This window comes from Pedobacter steynii (assembly GCF_900103665.1).
Taxonomy (GTDB): Bacteria; Bacteroidota; Bacteroidia; order Sphingobacteriales; family Sphingobacteriaceae; genus Pedobacter; species Pedobacter steynii.
Window position 1 is genome coordinate 505160 of sequence record NZ_FNGY01000002.1, and the last position, 19756, is coordinate 524915.

19 protein-coding genes are annotated in these 19756 nt (G+C 43.6%); 11 read left to right on the forward strand and 8 right to left on the reverse strand.

Annotated elements, in window-relative coordinates:
• Window position 1 precedes the first annotated feature (1 nt).
• Complete coding sequence (locus BLQ87_RS06345) at window positions 2-673, forward strand: DUF4998 domain-containing protein (protein WP_074605295.1); 672 nt, start codon at window positions 2-4, stop codon at window positions 671-673.
• A 158-nt stretch (window positions 674-831) separates the two neighbouring features.
• On the opposite strand, the gene BLQ87_RS06350 is transcribed toward BLQ87_RS06345, so the two are convergent.
• The 5 genes from BLQ87_RS06350 to BLQ87_RS06375 all read right to left on the reverse strand — a co-directional run bounded on the left by BLQ87_RS06350 (window position 832) and on the right by BLQ87_RS06375 (window position 5122).
• Window positions 832-1425: an RNA polymerase sigma factor gene (locus BLQ87_RS06350; protein ID WP_074605296.1), complete on the reverse strand. Its 594-nt coding sequence runs from the start codon at window positions 1423-1425 to the stop codon at window positions 832-834.
• A gap of 146 nt (window positions 1426-1571) precedes the next feature.
• Window positions 1572-2018 carry a TlpA family protein disulfide reductase gene (locus BLQ87_RS06355; protein WP_083361718.1) on the reverse strand — a complete coding sequence of 149 codons (447 nt, stop codon included), beginning with the start codon at window positions 2016-2018 and terminating at the stop codon, window positions 1572-1574.
• On the reverse strand, window positions 1997-3088 hold the full coding sequence (locus tag BLQ87_RS06360; RefSeq protein WP_143010357.1) for a tetratricopeptide repeat protein: 1092 nt from the start codon (window positions 3086-3088) through the stop codon (window positions 1997-1999). The genes BLQ87_RS06355 and BLQ87_RS06360 overlap by 22 nt, the downstream gene beginning before the upstream one ends.
• Before the next feature lie 335 nt (window positions 3089-3423).
• Entirely contained in the window at window positions 3424-4395 is a 972-nt protein-coding gene (locus BLQ87_RS06370; protein ID WP_074605300.1) for a quinone oxidoreductase family protein, read from the reverse strand.
• Window positions 4396-4540: 145 nt separating this feature from the next.
• Window positions 4541-5122 carry a Crp/Fnr family transcriptional regulator gene (locus BLQ87_RS06375; protein WP_074605301.1) on the reverse strand — a complete coding sequence of 194 codons (582 nt, stop codon included), beginning with the start codon at window positions 5120-5122 and terminating at the stop codon, window positions 4541-4543.
• A 119-nt stretch (window positions 5123-5241) separates the two neighbouring features.
• On the opposite strand from BLQ87_RS06375, the gene BLQ87_RS33700 reads away from it, so the two are divergent.
• Window positions 5242-5415, forward strand: coding sequence for a bacteriocin-like protein (locus BLQ87_RS33700; RefSeq protein ID WP_172664836.1), 174 nt, complete (start codon window positions 5242-5244; stop codon window positions 5413-5415).
• Window positions 5416-5529: 114 nt separating this feature from the next.
• On the opposite strand, the gene BLQ87_RS06380 is transcribed toward BLQ87_RS33700, so the two are convergent.
• Window positions 5530-6291, reverse strand: coding sequence for a transporter substrate-binding domain-containing protein (locus BLQ87_RS06380; RefSeq protein WP_083361719.1), 762 nt, complete (start codon window positions 6289-6291; stop codon window positions 5530-5532).
• Window positions 6292-6425: 134 nt separating this feature from the next.
• On the opposite strand from BLQ87_RS06380, the gene BLQ87_RS06385 reads away from it, so the two are divergent.
• On the forward strand, window positions 6426-7814 hold the full coding sequence (locus BLQ87_RS06385) for a M60 family metallopeptidase (RefSeq protein WP_143010358.1): 1389 nt from the start codon (window positions 6426-6428) through the stop codon (window positions 7812-7814).
• Between the two features lie 107 nt (window positions 7815-7921).
• Here the strand turns inward: BLQ87_RS06385 and BLQ87_RS06390 are convergent, their stop codons facing one another.
• Window positions 7922-8827: a M57 family metalloprotease gene (locus BLQ87_RS06390; protein WP_074605303.1), complete on the reverse strand. Its 906-nt coding sequence runs from the start codon at window positions 8825-8827 to the stop codon at window positions 7922-7924.
• 250 nt (window positions 8828-9077) lie between these two features.
• Between BLQ87_RS06390 and BLQ87_RS06395 the strand changes: the two genes are divergently transcribed.
• From BLQ87_RS06395 to BLQ87_RS06420, 6 genes are all read left to right on the forward strand, one after another.
• Window positions 9078-9965, forward strand: a complete 888-nt coding sequence (locus tag BLQ87_RS06395) for an AraC family transcriptional regulator (RefSeq protein ID WP_074605304.1) — start codon at window positions 9078-9080, stop codon at window positions 9963-9965.
• A 175-nt stretch (window positions 9966-10140) separates the two neighbouring features.
• Window positions 10141-10776, forward strand: a complete 636-nt coding sequence (locus BLQ87_RS06400; protein ID WP_074605305.1) for an isochorismatase family protein — start codon at window positions 10141-10143, stop codon at window positions 10774-10776.
• A gap of 123 nt (window positions 10777-10899) precedes the next feature.
• A complete protein-coding gene (locus BLQ87_RS06405) occupies window positions 10900-11487 on the forward strand; it encodes a Crp/Fnr family transcriptional regulator (RefSeq protein WP_074605306.1) in 588 nt (195 codons plus the stop codon).
• 96 nt (window positions 11488-11583) lie between these two features.
• The gene (locus BLQ87_RS06410) at window positions 11584-12438 is read left to right on the forward strand and encodes a pirin family protein (RefSeq protein ID WP_074605307.1); all 855 of its coding nucleotides are present in this window, start codon (window positions 11584-11586) and stop codon (window positions 12436-12438) included.
• A 39-nt stretch (window positions 12439-12477) separates the two neighbouring features.
• On the forward strand, window positions 12478-13119 hold the full coding sequence (locus BLQ87_RS06415) for a hydrolase (protein WP_074605308.1): 642 nt from the start codon (window positions 12478-12480) through the stop codon (window positions 13117-13119).
• Window positions 13120-13232: 113 nt separating this feature from the next.
• On the forward strand, window positions 13233-14105 hold the full coding sequence (locus BLQ87_RS06420) for a pirin family protein (protein WP_074605309.1): 873 nt from the start codon (window positions 13233-13235) through the stop codon (window positions 14103-14105).
• On the opposite strand, the gene BLQ87_RS06425 is transcribed toward BLQ87_RS06420, so the two are convergent.
• Entirely contained in the window at window positions 14102-14698 is a 597-nt protein-coding gene (locus BLQ87_RS06425) for an RNA polymerase sigma factor (protein WP_074605310.1), read from the reverse strand. The genes BLQ87_RS06420 and BLQ87_RS06425 overlap by 4 nt on opposite strands.
• Window positions 14699-14944: 246 nt before the next feature.
• On the opposite strand from BLQ87_RS06425, the gene BLQ87_RS06430 reads away from it, so the two are divergent.
• Together BLQ87_RS06430 and BLQ87_RS06435 are read left to right on the forward strand one after the other, a co-directional pair.
• Entirely contained in the window at window positions 14945-16201 is a 1257-nt protein-coding gene (locus BLQ87_RS06430) for a FecR domain-containing protein (RefSeq protein ID WP_074605311.1), read from the forward strand.
• Window positions 16202-16486: 285 nt separating this feature from the next.
• Window positions 16487-19753 carry a SusC/RagA family TonB-linked outer membrane protein gene (locus BLQ87_RS06435; RefSeq protein WP_172664835.1) on the forward strand — a complete coding sequence of 1089 codons (3267 nt, stop codon included), beginning with the start codon at window positions 16487-16489 and terminating at the stop codon, window positions 19751-19753.
• The last annotated feature ends 3 nt before the right edge of the window (window positions 19754-19756 follow it).

Genomic DNA, 19756 nt, shown 5'->3' on the forward strand with positions numbered 1-19756 from the left:
CATGAAATATATCATCATATTGTTACTGGCCGTTACATTGGTTGCCTGTTCCAAAATGGGAGATCCCATTGCAGAATACGTGAAGAATGGGGAGCTCATTTATGCCACCCGTGTAGATTCCTTAAAGGTCATAGGAGGTAAAGAACGGATCAGGCTGACCTGGATCCTTCCGCCAAATAAAACAGCCGTTAAAACCATCATTCACTGGAATGCCGGTAAAAATACAAAAGAGTTTATTTTGCCGGCTTCAGCTACGGGGGTGTACGAAGGGCTTCTGGACCCGATGGCCGAAGGTTCTTATTTATTTAACGTATTTACTGAAGACCGGATTGGGAATAAATCTGTAGGCTTGACCATCGCCGGAAGTGCTTATGGCAACAACTACCAGAATTCAATTTTAAACAGAAATATTGTTTCTACGTCTGTTAACCCTGATTCTGTCCTCATCAACTGGGGCAGTGCAGAGCGGGGTAATGTAGCCACAGCGTTGACTTATACCGATGTCGATGGCATAGACCGCAGGCTTCTGATTAAATCTACGGAACAAAAATCAGTGGTCAAAAGGGTGAAAAAAGGAAGCTCAATTGCTTTTCAGGGCCTTTATCTTCCGGAAGCCTTATCTACGGATACTTTCAGGGTTGCAAAGAAGGATTTTTTATTGGTTAACCCTTAGCGGGGATCAGCTTAGAAGAAAAATACAGGAAAGAGGGGCAGGGAGCAATCCTGATCCTCTTTCCTGTATTTCAAAGCGCCGGATTCCTGTGTTTTGAGCAGTCGGATTCCTTAATCTTTTGAGGGGCCAGGTTCTTTATCTTTTGAGGGCCAGGTTCTTTATCGTTTGAGGAGCCAGATCAGGATGTACATCGGGATTTTTAAATCGGTTCTTAAAATCTTGATGGCCTGATGGATATTGTTGTAAACGGTTTGTGTCGCCAGGCCCGTTTTTTCTGAAATCTCAGTGTATTCCAGATCCTCATAGAACCGGAGCATGATCAGCTGCTTTTGTCGTCCTGTTAACTTGTTGATGGCTTTAAATATACTGCCCCTAAGTTCTTCTTCCACCTGTAATTCAATGATGTAATCCATGATGGATCGTTCAAAGGTTTCCACTGTTGGCAGGACAACTCTGTTGATTACCGCTTTTTCCCTGCTGATCTTACGCCGTAAATAAGTAAAGAGATAGCTTTTTACATTGCTTACGGGTTTGAGGCTCAGCCTGTTTTCCCAGAGTTCCAGAAACATCTGGTTAATGGCATCTTCCACGTTCTCCCTTTCCTTAAAAAGAATAAAAGCATAGTTGAACAAGGGATTGTAGAGTTGTTTATATAAGTTGAAAAGTGCAGGTTCTTCTCCTGCTCTCAACCCGATCCATAATGACTGCTGGTCATTAAGATCGATCTTCATCTTTGCTTCCAGGGTAGACATCTGATTTTCTTTGAATTTTATTATTGGTCATTTCAAAGAACGCATTTTACAGCATTGTTTTGTTTATGATTTTGTCTATTGATTAAGTGATTTTGGCGGAGGATTGCATTGAATTGGGTGATATCGTAAACTATTTACCCATCAACTTATTTTTTTCCAGCAAGTAAGGTGGAAATCATCAGCTCTAATTCATCTTCATTGTCCCCATCCGTTCTGAAATCGGAAAAGATCACCCTTCCTTCACGGTCCAGAAGGAAGTTTACCGGCGCAGCACCCCGGTTGTCCATATTTCCTTTGTCTCTACCCTTGACATCCTCCAGCGGTGTGAAGCTGTAACCACTGGATTTCATAAAGGGAATCACATAATCATTCTGACTGGAAACGATATTGATCCCTACATAGGAAAGAGCTTGTCCTTTGAATTTTCTAACTACATTTTCGAAATGAGGGAATTCACCCCTGCATGGGCCACATCCAGGAAACCAGTAGGTGAGTAAAACCACTTTTCCTTTGTAGTCCGTGATGGAAGTATTGCCGGGAGTAAGGTAACGTTTTAAGGTAAAAGGCGTCGCTAAGCGGGCAATGGCATCCAGCTGTCCGCATTTATCTGAAGCTCATTTTTACCAAGCTGGCTGCCATAGCTGCCGATGATTGACTTTAGTTTAACAGCCGGACTTTTGGCAAAAGCAACGATCAGGCTATCATATGCTGCATCATTTTTACCATCAATTGCATTTGCTTCCGCTTTTAAGACGGGTAGTTCTTTGTTAAAGCTGAAGTACCTCGGCAGTTTAATCTGGTTGAGCAGAGCCAAAGCCGCTGCGCCTTTCTTTAAAGCGATTAGTTTTTTAGCTTCTGTCAGCAATTTTGCCTGGTTACTGAAGTTTGTCCATTGTTGTTCGTCTTTGGGATAGCCTGCCATTTCTTCGGCAAGTTTTAATGCTTTTTCCGGTTGTTCTCCCAAAAGCACGTTATAATAAGAAATCATCCCGCTGGCAGACCAGTTGAACTTTTCCGGAGCATAGCTCTGGTGTAACAGTTCAAAATATTTGATCTTATCTTCCGTATTCCTGGCACGCGAGCCCAACCAATACAAGGCCTGTGCTCCGCGTTCATGATTTGGGAAACGTTTCACAACGTCCATACTCAATGTTCTGTATTTCGCCTCGTCAACTTTGCTGAAAGAGGAGGCGTGGTAAAAGGCATAGTTCGGATCGGAAGGGGCAGCGGCTGTCGCTTTTGCCATGTAATCCCTTCCCGCAGTAAATTCACCCCAACGTTCGGAATCTATAGATAAATCACTCCATGCCTGAGCAAATTTGGGATCTATTGCTACCGTTTTAAGTAACCATGGTTTTGCCTTCGGGTCTTCTCTATTTATAAAGGCCTTCCCCAAAGCATAAGGAACCATCGCGGATTTTGGATATTTTTTCGTCCATAAAGTGTATTGCTTTTCCAGTGAAGGATCTTTGATACCTATCGCTTTAATATAAGCCTGATGCACTTTGATGCTATCCGGGCTTGCTTCTACGGCAGTACGCAATTTGGTCAGTTCGGCTTCGTCTGTAACGGCCGACTGTGAAAATGCGGCGTTAACACCACTACTTAAAATCACAGCCAATACTGTGGTACGGATCAATTTTATGGAAGTTAGTTTCATCATTTTAAATTTGAAAGTTAATACGTGTTTTGTTCTATTTTCCCATTGCCGGAGATCATTTCGGTTCCTGGAAGCGGGGGCGCATAACGTTTGAATTTTAATAACAAGATATAAATTTTTACCGGTTTATTAAATAGTGTGTTTGAGTCGTTAAAAGGATAAGATGTTCTGCTCAATAAAATATCCTCATTAGGATCGTTATTTCTCTCCTTCTTTATTCGGTTACCATTTTTAATGGTACCATCCTTTCCGGATGCGACCAGGACAACCCATAGCCCGGAGATCATGAGTGACGCCCCAGAACCCGGAGCTATAAGATGCCTCTTTTCAGAGGTTAATTACATCAGTATCACCAGCCTTTTTCCCGAATCAATGTCCTGGTTCCAGGCGGTTTCGATTTCTTTAAGCGGAGCTGTTACGGTATCGATTTTTAGTTTTCCATCGGCAGCAAGCAGGAACATTTCCGGTAAAACCTCTTTGAAGAGTTTTTGCATCAGTTCTTCCGATAAACTACCAATTCCCGAACCGATTAAGGTGATGTCGGCACTTCTAAGCGTTCCGGACGACAACTGGATTTGATCGCCGGCCATTCCTCCAACGGTTACAAAACGCAGGGGATGGGTGAATTTGCCCTTTCCTCCCAATGCCTTTAGGATCAGTTCGGCAGGATGGCCCCATAAATAATCAATCACTGAGTTAATAGGGGTATTCCGGTGTATTTCCCGGAGTGTTTGAAGGATTTCCTCATCACCTTGTTTTAGGGAAATGACTTCATCGGCACCCAGGGCTTTCAGGCTTTCCAGGGAAGCTGCATTTCTACCGGTAGCAATGACTTTTTTGGCGCCATAATGTTTGGCAATCTGGACCGCAATCCTACCGGTAACGCCGGTTGCGCCATTGATCAATACCGTATCTCCGGGTTTAACTGCTGCACGGTAACGCAATGCTGCGGCAGCTCCCAGAACGGCATTGGGTAATGCGGCGGCGGTGACTACGTCAAGATGATCGGGCAGGCGGACGAACCTGTTTTTATCAATCAGTGCTTTTTCTGAAATCATGCCCTGAAGACCTGCGGCATAAACCCTGCTGCCGTCTTCGAGTATGCCAACGCCGTCTACGCCGACCACCACAGGCTGAAACAAAGCTGCATGACTGGTGTAATGTGCGCCACTGGCGATTGCTTTATCCAGGTTTTTTACAGAGGCTGCTTTTACGGTGACCAGGAGCTGCCCGGCATTTTTTGGAACAGGACTGGTAAATTCCCCATATTTTGGCGTTTCGCCAAGGGCGTTCAATATTGCTGCTTTCATATTTTTTGTTTTTTTGACCTTTCGATGGTTAGAATAATTATCGTGCGGTGTGCTTAATAATGATTTTAACCTATCAGGTTCATGTCCTTTTTTTTAACAAAAATAGGGGCAATAAGAATCGCAGACGATAACATATGTTATCAAATCAGATCTGCCTGTCTTTAAGGATTTTGTTCTTAATCCTGCTCAAATGAACAGAAGTAATTCCTAAATAAGAGGCGATATAATGTTGGGGAACGCGCTGAATCAGCTTTGGTTTTTCCCTGAGCAGGTTTAAATAGCGCTCCTGCGGACTATCTCTGATAAAAGATAAAAACTCCTTCATATAGTGCAGCTGTCTTTCCATCACCACATTCATCATTTCTTTAAGGACGGCCGGTTCTTGCTCCAGTTGATCCATCATCCGGTCAAAATCCTTCTTTTGAAGCACATGAAGGATACACGGTTCTACCGTTTCGATGCTAAACATGCCGGGAATATTTTTCCGGAAACTTTCAAGAGAAGAGAGACCCTCGTTTTCAAAGAAAAACTGGAAGGTAGTATCTTTACCGTTGTTGTTAAACCAAACCCTTAAACAACCTTTCTCGATCAGGAAAGATTTCTTTGAAACCTCGCCTTCGGCTAAAAGAATGGTTTTTGCCGGAACTTCAATACGTTGGTGCATCGCCATAAGGGCATCCCAATACTTTGCCAGATGTGGCAGCTGTTCCTTAAACTGAAAAAACATACGGTTATTTTTCTCTAAAATAGGGAATAGTAAAGAATGATCGCTGTTTTTTCTTTTAATGTAAATAATTCGTATATTGATTTACTAAACAAAACAAAATCAAATTAAAACTTAAAACAATGGAAAAATCATTAAATGTAAAAAAACTGAGCCGTGCCGAGTTGAAAGCAATATCGGGTGGTATGGGACCTAACTATTGTCTGGATCACGAATGCGACTTGTCATGCAGAGGAAATGATGGTCTGGGAAGCGGATATTGTGATGCAAGAGGCAATTGCAACTGCGACAGGTAAGCTTAGAACCACGCTAAACTGAAGATGAGGCTGGTCAATTTCAACAATTGAGCAGCCTCATGCGCGAATCCTAAAATTCCCCGCTGCTCCTCCTGGCCGGTTACCAATATCATTCTAATGGTATTTCTTTAGCCAGTTATTTATCGTTTGCAGCAGGAGCGTATCTTTCTTAGCATACATGATGGCCTTTGCATAAGCAGGGCTGATTTCTTCATCCAGAGAAAGCCAGGAAAGCTCCGGGTGTTTCTTTTGCTGATATTTTGCCTCAGTCTCATCCGTAAACATGACATCCGCAGTGTTGCTCAATAAGGCTTTAAAAACCTGCTGATTGTCGGCAATCACCTGCAGGTTTGCCTGGCGGATGTGTTGTTTCGCAAAGATTTCATTCGTTCCTCCAATGTTTTCAATCACCCTGACATTTGGCTGGTCTATAGATTTAAAATCCAGGAACCTGGATTGGTCAGACAAACGGAAAACAGCCACCTTACGATCGAGAAGGAGGGGGCTGGAAAAGTTAAACAGTTTTGATCTGGCGGCATTAACGGAGATCCCGCCCAGGGCCAGGTCAAATTTGTTGGCCAGCATGTCTTCAGTCAGCATTTTCCAGCTTGTTTTTACAAATACTACTTTTTTACCGAGATGTTTGCCCAGGGCCAAAGCCATATTGATCTCGTCGCCGGTAAATTTACCCGTCAGGGTATCAAAGCTGGTCAGGGGCGGATAATCACCGGTAGTTCCGACCCGAAGTATGGAATCACGACGAAGAAGTATGGAATCAGGCTTAATCTTTGGGCTACAGGCAAGAAGCAATAGCGTAAGCAGGGTATAAACTACATAATGCCGGTAAAAATGCTGGATAAGTCCTGGTAATTTCATGTCTGTCGTTTGATGGTACTAAAATACGATGTCTTTGGATTTCTCTATCCTTTCCTTTAGAATTTTCATCTTTTTTCCGCTGTTAATCAAATAGATTCGGTAAACCATAAACTTACTAACCAAATCACCCTGACTTGAAAAAAGTAATGAAACAGAACCGGTATGCCGGTCAGAAATTCTGTAAACGGAGCTTAGCACTGCTTACTGTCCTCATCTTAACCGGAATACTGCTCTCCTGCAAGAAAGCGGATACGCCTGCAGAAGTGCAGCAGCGCAAAGTTTCTGCTTTGCAGCTCCTCGGAGCCAGTTCGGTTTTGACCCCTCAGACGGAATGGATTTTTAATGAAAAGCCAACAACAGAGGCAGAACAAAGCCGCTTAAAAACTTCCTTAAAGGCGGCGGATTTCGATCCGGTGGGCCTAAGGGTGAAAAGCGGTGTTGTACTGTCTATCCATGTGCAGGTCCTGACGGCTTCTTCTGCCATTCCCCAGTTAATGGTCGGCTCCTATGACCGGGGAACGGTAACGACTTATAACCTTCAGGCAGGCAATAATTCCATCAGCCCGACAAATGCAGGAGAATTGTACATTAAGTATGCTTCCGCCAATCCTTCAGGTGGAAAGCTGAAGATTACCTTTAACAGCGGACATCTTGGAATGCCTTTTTATGAACTTGGAAAGACGACACATCAGGAATGGCTGGATGCCCTGGCCAGTGATACCGATACCACTTCTAAAAATGCCATCCTGGTGGCAAACCGTGCTTTTCTGGTGGTTTCAAAAGCCAAAGCTTTGGAGTTTAAAAACGAAGACCAGGACCTGGCCCTGCGTTTAATTGATACCGCTTTAAAAGCAGAAGATGATTTTAGTGGAATGGACAACAGTTCCGTTACGAATGCTTCCCGTAAATTGAAAATCATGGTAACAGAAAGGACTTCCGGTTATATGGATGCCACTTCTTACCGGATCCGCATTGTGACCGCTTCCATTTCCAGGATATTGAAAGTTTCAGACCTTCAGACCAACGGATGGGGGGTATGGCATGAATTCGGACATCAGCACCAGATGCACCAGTGGACCTGGAACTCCGTAGTAGGCGAGGTGATGCCGAATATTTATACCCTGGCAGCGAGAAGGGTGGTTCAACCCACATCACCGGGATTAACTGTCGCACAATGGAATGATGTAACGACCTTTTTAGCCAAGCCAGCAGCGAGCCGGATTTATGAAGCCAGCAGTACAAGTCTGATCACGAGACTGGGCCTTTTCCAGCAATTATACCTGGCCTTCGGAGATGCTTTCTTTATTAAAGTTCATAAATATTACCGCGAAAATGTGATTAGTGTGGCCAATGACGAGGAAGAGAAACGCCTTTTCATGATCAATGCCAGCAAGCTGAGCAATAAAAATCTGGTTTCCTTTTTTAAGGCCTGGGGATTTACCGTCAATGCTTCTGTTTATGACGAAATCAATGCGCTGAACCTGCCGGAACCGGCAGTTGACCTGACTACATTGCGGGATTAAAGCGAATCAAAAAAGGAGTTGCCACAAGTTCTTCCATGGGTAGATCGGATGAACAGCGGCAACTCCTTCTTTGTAAAATGCATCAGCGGATGCAGCTGAAATAATAATTAATTCGTTTTTGGATATAAGGCTTTGATGGCAACAACATCATTGGCGGTGAAAGGACGATTCGTTCCATCAGAACAGGCCAGCATCCATGACCCTGGTTCCCCACCTACCGGTGTTCCCGGAATATGAATGGCGCCAACTCCGCCATCGCCTTCATTACCCACACTGATGCCCAACTGCCTTAAAAAAGCTTCCCATGGCGTTAAACCACAGCTATAGGTCCGGTCTGCATAATCGGTATGTCTGAAACCAATCGCATGTCCGATTTCATGGGCAACAACGGTTGCCAGTAGATTATTATTGGTAAAGTCTTTATTGTAATGGGTATTGCTGAGTTTAATCGGCGTTGCAGGGTTTCCATTGGCATCGGGAAAACCGGCCGATTGTCCTAAAACTCTCGGATCGCTAAAGGTTTCTCCTTTGATCAGAATGTCTTCGGTTGTCGCCGAAGCGGAATCGAGTAAAGTCAGGGTTAACTCCAGGCCAAGGTCATTGTACCTTTTAATGGCTTCTGTCGTGGCGTCTGTAAATACTTTCTGTGCAGCTCCTGCACTTACCTTGATTTTCAGTACTCTTGGTAATCCGGTAACCTGGAAGGTGGTTTTATACTGCTCCGTAACTGCCTTGCCGGATTGCAGTTCTTGAATCAGGGCTGCCTGAGTAACCAGATCTGAAGGCTTCAGGAAGATATCACCTTCCACGATGTATCCGCCATCTGCTTTGAAAGCCCCTGTCGGCGAAAAGCCAGCTTTGGCTATTCCGATCTGTTCTGCTTTGGTTAAAACTGATCCTGTTTCGGTAGGGGTATCAGTATTGTTCGTGTTTTTCTTGCAACTGATGACGATTGTGGTAGCCATCATCACAGCCAGGGTGATGACCCCTGATTTGATTAGGTTTGTTTTCATAAACGGGATGAATAAGTTAGTTAATGGATTCAATATAGTTAAAGCGCATATTCCCTCCATGGACTGTGCTGATTATGTAAAAAATGTATATGCTTTTGTATAGAAAGTATACTTATCTGGTATGCTTTGTAGAAAGAGAAGACTATTTTTATTCCCTGTAGGCAATTTGAATGAGAATAGGGTCTGTTCTTTTATAGCTGTGTAATGGCTTTGTTACCTGCAAACCAAATATTTTAATTTCTCATTCAGAATGAAACCACCATTAATCAAATTGGCGGATACTTTCGGAAGCTCATTTCATGTGAGATTCGACCGTTCCCCAAACATCAATAATTTTTTACACTACCATCTTGAATCTGAACTGGTATATGTAAAGCGGGGGAAAGGCCGTTGGGTTCTCGGAGAGAAAGAACAGCGGTTTGCAGAAGGAGATGTCCTGCTGATTGGCCCTGGTTTGGTGCACCGGCACCAGTTTGATGCAGCTCACCTTAGCGAGCGTACCGATGCTGGGGTAGAACTCTTTGTCATTCATTTTGCAGAGAATTTCTGGGGCTCTGAATTTCTCTTTTTACCTGAAAATGCAGTACTGAGAACTTTATTTGAAAAATCGAAAAGAGGTGTTTTTTTGCAGGATAGCACGAACCGGTACATTGGCTATCTGATGCACCGCATTGTTCATGTAAAAGGAGCTGCCAGGATCTTGTTATTGATGGATGTATTGATCTATATCGGGAACCTGTATACGGATAAAAATCTGATATGCGCTCCAGTGACTCCGAATGCGATGCCGGGAACGGGAAACAAGCCCATTCATGCGATCTGTGACTATATTATGGCCAATTTCCAGCGAAAGATAGAAATTGAAGACATGGCGAGGATTGCCAATATCAGTCCGAATTCCTTTTGCCGGTACTTTAAAGCGGAGACTGGCCATACCTATATGCGTTTCCTGATAGAAACACGGCTGAAATATGCTTGTCAGCTTTTGAGAAAAGGAGATTTAAGTGTGAAGCAGGTGAGCTATGAAAGTGGCTTTTCGAATCTTGCCGGATTCCACCGTCATTTCAAAGAAATGACGGGACAGAGCCCTTTAAATTATCAGAACAGCAATTTATCTCAAATTAAGGACTTTTCTTAACCTACATTAACCTTTTGCCTTAATCTACTCCATTGTTTGGTTTTCAGGGGGCGTCTACCTTTATCTCATTGAAACCATCGTCAGCATAGCGCTTAAAAACAGCAATGAACGCTGATGATCGCTTCATTACCAATAGAGATAAATGTACACTAATGAAAACTAAAATTTAAATATTATGGCAGTATTAACAAGGATCAATTCTGATGAGGTAGCAATTCTTTTGATCGACCACCAAAGTGGCTTATTCCAAACCGTTAAAGACATCGATGTGACGGCACTACGCAATAACGTAGCCGCTCTGGCAAAAGTGGCTGCAATTGAAAATATTCCGGTATTTACTACCGCTTCGGAGCCTAACGGACCTAATGGGCCATTGATGCCTGAAATTCATGAGCTCGCACCTCATGCCGTATACATTCCGCGTAATGGCGAAATCAATGCCTGGGATACCCCGGCTTTCGCAGATGCGGTTAGAAAATCAGGTAAAAAGAAACTGATCATCGCTGGTGTACTGACTAGTGTTTGTGTGGCTTTCCCTTCCATTTCTGCAAAATCAGAAGGTTTTGATGTATTTGCAGTCATTGATGCTTCGGGTGATATGAGCCCATTGTCTACACAGATTACTACCGCACGTTTGGCATTGGCCGAAGTGGTACCGATCAGTACTGCGGCTGTGTTGAGCGAAATCCAGAAAACATGGCACCGTGATGATGCATTGGAATATGCATCTGCCTACTCGAAAGTAATGCCTCCATACCAGGCATTGATCGAAAGTTACCAGAAAGCGGTAAGTGTAGGTAAAGGAGAATAAGCAGAAGATCTTCTTGCTTCATGAGGTCTTGAGTGCCGAATCGTTTGGGGATTCGGCCTCAGGCCTTTTTTGTTTTACCTGGGAGAAGCCTTACCTTCGTAAGGTTTTACAGATCTCCTCCTTATGAATCATGACCTCCTTTTAGAAAGCATCGCTAAGCACATTCACCTTACTGAAGATGAAAGAACGCTTTTTCTTTCTTATATCCAGACCAAAAAAGTAAGGAAGAAACAATACCTGTTACTGGAGGGAGAGGTGAACCGTTTTGCCATGTTTGTCACTTCCGGATGTCTGAGGAGTTATAACCTGGATGAAAATGGTTTTCAATACATTCAGCAGTTCGCACCTGAAGGCTGGTGGATGGGAGATATGTATAGCCTGATTACCCAGGAGCCCGGTCATTTATACATCGATGCACTTTTTGATTCGGAGCTGTTGCTGATCTCCAAAACCAATCTGGAAAGGTTGTATAAGGAAATCCCTAAATTCAATTATTACTTCAGAATCCTGGCAGAGAAATCATTGGTTTCTTACCAGACCCGCGCCATGGAAAATCTACGGCTGACTGCCAAAGAACGTTACGAAAAATTCTGTCTCCGTTACCCTTCGCTGGTCGACTGCCTTTCTCAAAAACAGGTCGCCGCTTATATTGGTGTGACGCCCGAATTTCTGAGTAAAATGCTTCATGCAGAGCCGGAGCTTAAATCCTGATTTTTCTTAACCTGGATTAACTGTTTTGGTTAACCTAGGTTATTTTTTAAGATCTTTTTACCCGATAAATTTGTTGTAGATAAAACAAGATTTATCATGAGAAAAAAGATTGCACATCTCCTTTTAGGAAGAGAAAAACAAATCTCAAAAGAGGAAATGGTGAGGCAACCCCTGCCGCATAAAGATTTCAGATTTGCCAATCCTTTTATTGTATTACATCATATGGGACCGGAAGTCATTCTTCCGGGACAGGAGCTAAGGATTCATCCGCATCCTCACCGGGGTTTTGCACCCGTAACTTTTCAATTGCAGGGCGAAGGTTATCATAAAGACAACGCTGGAAATGACGAAATCGTTAAAGCAGGAGATGTCCAGTGGATGTTTGCCGGCAAAGGAATTCTACACAGCGAAGGACCTACAAAAGAGTTGTTGAAAAACGGTGGAACTCAGGAATTGCTCCAGCTCTGGGTCAATGTTCCTAAAGCGCATAAATGGGATGATCCGAGCTATCAGTCGGCCACGAAAGCAGAACAGCCCGAAGTGTTAAAACAGGAAGGCGTAAGCCTGAGGCTGGTGAGCGGGGAATACGATGGGCAGACCGGCCCGATGAAAAGCTTTACTCCAATCGTTTCCATTGTAGGCGAAATTCAAAAAGGAAAACAGGTAGAAATGAAAGCCAACCCGGGATACTGGACGCTCTTGTATGTGACCAAAGGATCCCTAAGCGTTAACGGCGAACCGGTCACTTTTCATCACCTGCTGGTTTTCGATAAAGAAGGCGATGAGATCAGCCTGGAAACGGAAGAAGATACCCAGATCCTGTTTCTTTCTGCACAGGATTTAGAAGAACCCGTAGCCGCAAAAGACAATTTTGTGATGAACACTGCCGAAGAAAATGAACAGGCAATTTCAGACTATGCCAATGGTGTATTCGGAACGCTTGAATTTTAAAAATCCAACAAGATTCTTTTACGATTAAAAACAAATATCATGAGTAGCTTACCTATCAGAGATCAAAAAAATGATCACCTTTTAACACCGGACAATGCCGCATTGATCATCATCGATTATCAACCGGTTCAGGTGAATTCCATTGCTTCAATGGACAGACAGTTATTGGTTAACAATATTGTCGGCGTAGCAAAAATGGCCAAGCTTTATAACTTGCCAATCATTCTTTCTACGGTTAACGTGAAGACGGGTTTAAACTTTGAAACCATCCCTCAGTTGCGTAAAGAGATGACGGGATTGCCTTCTTACGACCGTACCACGATTAATGCATGGGAAGACGCGGAGTTTTTGGAAGCGGTAAAGGCGACAGGAAGAAAGAAGTTAATCATGACTGCTTTATGGACCGAAGCTTGTCTTTCCTTCCCAACATTGGATGCTTTAAAAGAAGGGTATGAGGTTTATCCGGTAGTTGATGCAGTGGGGGGAACTTCATTGGCTGCTCATGATGCTGCATTGAGAAGAATGGAGCAGGCTGGTGCACAACCGGTAAGTGTGGCGCAGTTGTTTTGTGAGCTACAAAGAGACTGGGCAAGGTCAGCAACTGTTCCTGGATTTATGAAATTGTTTATCGAGACAGGTGGTACCGCAGGGATCCAGTTTTCTTACGATAAATCAGAATAATACCATCGTTTAATTTTAATTTTATTCCGGCAGGGTTGTATTTAACACTGCCGGAATTTGTTAAATACAACCTTATGATAGCCTCATAACCGATAAAAAACAATTATAGTCCAATGAAAAAGAAAATAGCAGGTGTTTACAGCAGCAATTATAACCATGCTGTGGGGGATGGCTTTAAGGTCATCAACATCTTTCCAAATGGCAATGACCTGGGTGATAAAATGAGCCCTTTTTATATGATTGATTACCAGCCGGAAACTTATTATGAACCGAGCGATAAGAAACGTGGGGTCAATGTACATCCACATCGTGGGATAGAACCGGTTACCATCGTTTATCAGGGCGCCGTAGCTCATGCAGACAGTGCCGGACATAGCGGAATCGTTGGCCCGGGTGATGTGCAATGGATGACGGCCGGAAAAGGAATTCTTCATAAGGAGTATTTTGAAAATGAATTTTCCCGCAAAGGAGGCAACCTGCAAATGATCCAGGTCTGGACGATTTTACCTAAGGCGAGTAAATTTGTGGAACCCAATTATCAGACGCTGCTGAAAAATGAGATTAAAAAAGTAACGTTGGAAAACGGCGAAGTCAGGGTGATCGCAGGAAGTTATCAGGGAACTGAAAGTCCGGTGCATACCTATAGCCCGATGAATCTTTTTGATGTAACCTTGAATCAGGATGGGGGAATGAAAATTGATTGTCCGGCCGAGGATAACATGGGGATTTTTATCCTGGAAGGGCAACTGAAACTGAATGATACCGAAGCGGGCAAAGAGCAGTTTGTATTGTTTGAAAATGAAGGTGATGTAGTAGAGATTCTGGCGACAGCGGATGCTAAATTTTTAGTGTTGAATGGAAAGCCACTTAATGAACCTGCAGTCCATAAAGGACCTTTTGTGATGAATACGATTGAAGAAATTGAACAGGCTTATGCTGATGTGGCAGCTGGTAAATTCGGATACCTGGAAGCAGAGGAAATCTAGGACCGAAACAATGCCAGCGTGATGATAATCGTCCCGATTTCCTGGTTCTTATGCAGGTATTCTTTGATAGAACGGATGGAAGTCACCATGTGGCTGTTTACCGTGGCTACCGTAATCCCAAGTATATCTGCTGCTTCCTGGTAGGATTTACCTTCCATCTTACAGAGTATAAATACTTTTCTGCGGGATTCAGAAAGCCGGGAAATCGCCTGCTGAATGATATCTGAAGTTTCTTTGCCAATAAGCGCTTCTTCTGTTTGCATGTAATAGTCTACGGCATTCAGGAGCAAACGTTCATGGAGGCGCTTATCTTTGGAAATCTTTCTAAAATAGTCGTAAACAAGGTTCTTAGCCACGGTATGCAGAAAAGAAACAAATGATTGTTCGGGCCTGATGTCCGCTCTCATTTTCCAGACCTTCAAAAACAAATCCTGCAGCAACTCATCAGCAACAAATTCATCTTTGACTACCCGGTTTATCTTTTGATATAGCATTTTGCTATAGGCCAGATACAACGCGTTAAAAGCGGGCTCATGACCTTGCCTCAATTGCAATAGCAAAGCCTGCAATTCTTCTGCTTCCAAAAATTTCATTGACGTTTGTATACTGATTTTCCCCTTATGCTAAATTACATATTTCGTGATAAAGCATTTTCAATGATATCGATTATTTTTCTATAAACCAGCTGCTCAGGAAAAATGCATTTATTTTAGATTTTAATTATCTGATTGTTAGCTTCTTATTAAATAATTGTAAATATTTCAAGAATCACATCAATGTATTTGTGCTTTGCTCCGTATTGGTTTATATAAGGACATCCCTAAAGGCCCTGTTAAATTATGGATCAATTGAAAGCACTTTTCGCAAAATATCTGGACGACCGTTGTACTACTGTTGAAATTAAGTTATTGATGCAGCACTTCAGTGAACTGAAAAATGAAGGCGAACTCAAAGCCTTGATTGCTGGAGAAATGGCTAAGGAGGGGATGGCTACGGATGTGATTGCTAAGGATGTGATGGTCAAAGATGGAATGGCCAAAGATCCAGATGAACAAAGCGCGGAAGCCATGCTTGATGAACGCATGTTGAGGATTTATGATCAGCTAAAACCAAAGCTCAGCCCTGTTCTACAAGCGCAAACGATCATCCGTCCGATCCGCAGTTATCTAAGGTATGCTGCCGCAGCGGCCGTAATCCTGATGGTTTCGGCAATGTTCTATTTTTACACAAACAATCATCAAAAGGATAAATATCTGAACCTAACTGCTCAGCATCAGGGCAATGATGTAAATCCTGGCGATAATAAAGCCGTTCTAACCCTGGCAGACGGCTCTGAAATCTCCTTAACGGATGCCGGAAATGGCGAACTGGCGAGTCAGTCGGGCATCACCATTACCAAAACCAGAGATGGAGAGCTGGTTTATGAAGTCGGAAAAGGGAATGCTGCCAACTCAAAACAATACAACACGATCAGTACACCTGCGGGAGGACAATACCAGATTAACCTTCCTGATGGAAGTAAAGTCTGGCTAAATGCGATGTCTTCTTTAAAGTACCCCACCGTGTTTGACGGAACCGACCGTAAAGTAATCCTTAGCGGAGAGGCTTATTTCGAGATTGCCAAAGATGCCTCCAGACCTTTTGTGGTCAGCTCCAACAGAGCTGGGCTTGCACAGGAAGTAACCGTTCTTGGTACACATTTCAACATTGACAGTTATGCCGACGAAGCCGCTATCAAAACTACTTTGCTGGAAGGTAGTGTTAAAGTGGCGACCGGAACGGCTTCCAAAATACTCAAACCAGGTCAGCAATCCGCTGTATCAAACCATATCCATGTCACTGAAGTAGATGTAAACCAGGTGCTCGACTGGAAAAACGGGAATTTTTACTTTTACGATGAAAACATCAGAACAGTGATGCGCAAACTGGCACGCTGGTATGACGTCGATGTCGTGTACCAGGGCAAAGTACCCAATTACGGCTTCGATGCAGAGATCTCCAGGACCAAAAAGCTCTCTGAGATCCTGAAAGGTTTTGAAACCACCGGACAAATTCACTTTAAAATTGAAGGAAGGAGGGTTACCGTTATGCAGTAAATCTACAAACGTGTTTTTCTACAACGGTAAATCAAAAAGAGGTCAGGAGTGCTTGGACCCACCCCTGACCAGATGATCTGATTTACTTAGAATAATGTTTCGCACACTATAATTAACTAGAACCAAACCAACGCCCTAAACCTAATCAGGGACCTAAAATTCAAATGTATGAAATTTTATGCGCTATTTAAACGCGGGTATTTTGCCTGCGTGGCCCAAACTATTTTGTGTATTATGGATGCGGTAATACAGCTGGCTCGTAATACAGATCAAAGAAAACTGATTATGCGAATCAACCTAACCGTAATCCTGTTAACCAGCTGCTTGCTCCAGGTAAGCGCCAGCAGTTATGCACAGAAAATAAACCTGACTAAAACCAATGTTTCCCTGACAGAGGTATTTAAAGAAATCAGAAAGCAAAGTGGCTATGATTTCATCTATGCCACACCACAGCTTAAACTGGCCAGAAAAGTAGATGTATTTGCCCGCAATGCTTCTTTGAACGAAGTGCTCGAGAAATGCTTTGCCAATCAGCCATTTACCTATGAGGTACAAAACAAAACCATCGTGATCCGTGAGCGGAACGACTTTACAGCAGTAAAGATCATCAGGGGAAAAGTCGTCGACAATGTCGATGGTAAACCATTGCCAGGCGTAACGGTACTCATTAAGGGGACAAAGAATGCTGTGCAAACTGATGAAAAAGGATTGTTTACCCTAAACGTTCCCGATGGTGCACAAACGCTTGTCGTCCGTTTTATCGGTTATAAAACACAGGAAATACCTTTGGCAAACTTCCTCCTGTTTAACATCCGCTTAGTCGAAGATCAGCAGTCGCTGAACGACGTTGTGGTGATGGGGGTATTTGAACGCCCGGTAGAAAATTTTACCGGTGCCGCCAGGACAATTGAAGGGCAGGAACTGAAAAGAGTCAATTCCAACAGTATCTTTTCTGCAATTGCCGCACTGGATCCCGCATTGCGATTGGTGCCGAACAATGTGATGGGTGGAAATATTAACCAGTTGCCTGAGATCCAGCTCAGAGGAGCCAATTCCCTGCCTAACCTGACAGGCGAGTTTGCGGACAACCCGAATGCACCTTTGTTCATCCTTGATGGTTTCCAGGTAGGTTCCCAAAGAATTTTTGACCTTGATATGAACATGATCAAATCGGTGACGATTTTAAAAGATGCTTCTGCAACTGCGATCTATGGTTCAAGGGGAGCAAATGGGGTTCTGGTGATTACCACGATCACCCCAAAGGCCGGAAAGATACAGGTGACGGTAAACAACGATTTCAGGTTAACCACACCGGATCTTTCTGTTTACAACCTGCTCAATGCCTCAGAAAAACTGGACTTTGAAAAAAGAGTCGGCTTTTACACCGCTACGCAGTCCAACCAGCAATTTACACTGGACGAGATTTACAACAGCAGGGCAAGGGCCATTGCCTCGGGAGTGAATACAGATTGGTTGTCCTTTCCGGTACAAACCGGAACGAGCAACAGGACTTCCGTATATGTAGAAGGTGGAGATGAGTTTATCCGCTATGGTCTGCAGATGACCGGGGATCTTCAGAAAGGCGTGATGAAAGGGCAGAACCGCAACAATTACTCCGGGCAGTTCGACCTGAGCTATAACGTGAAAAAACTGCGCTTCAGGAACTCCATCAGGCTGTTTCAAAATACATCCAATGAATCGCCTTATGGCGCTTTCTCTCAATATGCATTGATGAACCCTTACTGGAAACCTTTTGATGAAAATGGCAATCCGATAAAGATCATGGAAAGCAACAGCATCGGAACTTTTAGCAACCCGCTATACGATGCAAGCTTAAACACCATTAATAAATCACAGTATTTCGGGCTTTCCAATAACCTGCAGATCCGCTGGAACATCATGCCTGCACTTTATATGGAAAGCGCTTTTAGCTTAAATAAGCAAACCGGTTCTTCTGACCGCTTTTTCCCGGCGCAGCATTCGCAGTTTAACAATGAAAAGGATTTGAAACGAAAAGGTTCTTATGATGTTGGCAACAACAACTCCCTGGGCTTTGAAAATTTAACGACCTTCAATTATAACAAAAGCATTGGCAAGCATTTGATCTATTCTACTTTAGGACTCAATATTGCCAGCACTTCCAGCAATTTCTATAACATATCGACTGTAGGTTTTCCTTTTGATCAGTTAGACAACCTGTTGTTCGCCAGTCAGTATAAACCAGATGCACGCCCTACCGGAGATGAAAGCACGGTGAGAAGATTAGGGCTGCTGCTAAATGCCAATTATGCTTACGACAACCGTTATCTTGCTGATGTTTCTGTAAGGAGGGATGGTTCTTCTCAGTTTGGCGCCAATAAGCGTTATGGTACTTTCTGGTCTGCAGGTATGGGCTGGAATGTTCATAATGAACGTTTCTTTAAAGGGAATCCCAATGTGAACCGCCTTAAGTTAAGGGCCAGTTATGGTTCTTCAGGTTCCCTTAATATTCCTGCTTACCGTGCACAAACCCGCTATACCTTTGGCGTGGAAAATGTCTACGACGGAGACCTGGGTGCAAGCATCATGAGCCTGGGAAATACAGAACTGGGTTGGCAGGATGTACGTACTTTAAACCTCGGTTTGGATGTTACCCTGTTTAAGGAACGGTTGGATATGCGCTTCGAGCATTACAGAAGCCTGACCCACAATACCATTACCAATGTTTCACTCGCTCCCTCCAATGGTTTTGCAGACTATTCCGAAAACCTGGGCAAAATCCAGAATACCGGATACGAGTTGTTCGCCCGTTATAAGATCATCGATAACAAGCAAAAAGGCCTGATCTGGTCTGTTAATGTGGCAGCGGTAACCAACAAGAATATACTCAAAGAGCTGTCCAATAAACTGAAAGCCAGCAATACCAAAGCAAATGCAAGCAGCCTCCAGAAAACCCCAAATCTGATTCTGGAAGAAGGGCAGGCCATCAATACCCTTTTTGTGGTACGGTCGCTGGGCGTAGATCCAATAACGGGAGCAGAGGTATTGCTTAAAAAAGATGGAACCACCACTTTCACCTGGGCTGCGGCCGATAAGGTGGCTGTCGGGGTAACCGATCCGAAATGGAACGGTACGTTTGGTTCTAATCTGAACTACCGTGGGCTGGAAGTCAGTTTGATTTTTAGCTATCGTTTTGGCGGACAAATTTATAACCAGACACTGGTAGATAAAGTACAGGGTGCAGATACCAGGTTCAATGTAGACCGCAGGGCCTACGATCTGGGCTGGACGAAAGCTGGTGATGAATCCATGTTTACCAAATTCGGAACCAATCCCGTATCCACCAGACTCAGCTCCAGGTTTGTACAGGACGATAATTCCCTGAACCTGAACTCCGCGGCCATAGGCTATAATTTTCAAAAACACGCCTTTGTGAAGAAAATGGGACTGAGTAATTTATCATTTACGGCAAGTACCAATGATCTGTTTACCCTGAGTTCTGTTCAACTGGAACGGGGTACAAATAATCCATTTTCGCGGACATACTCCTTATCCGTAAGGGCAGGCTTTTAACAT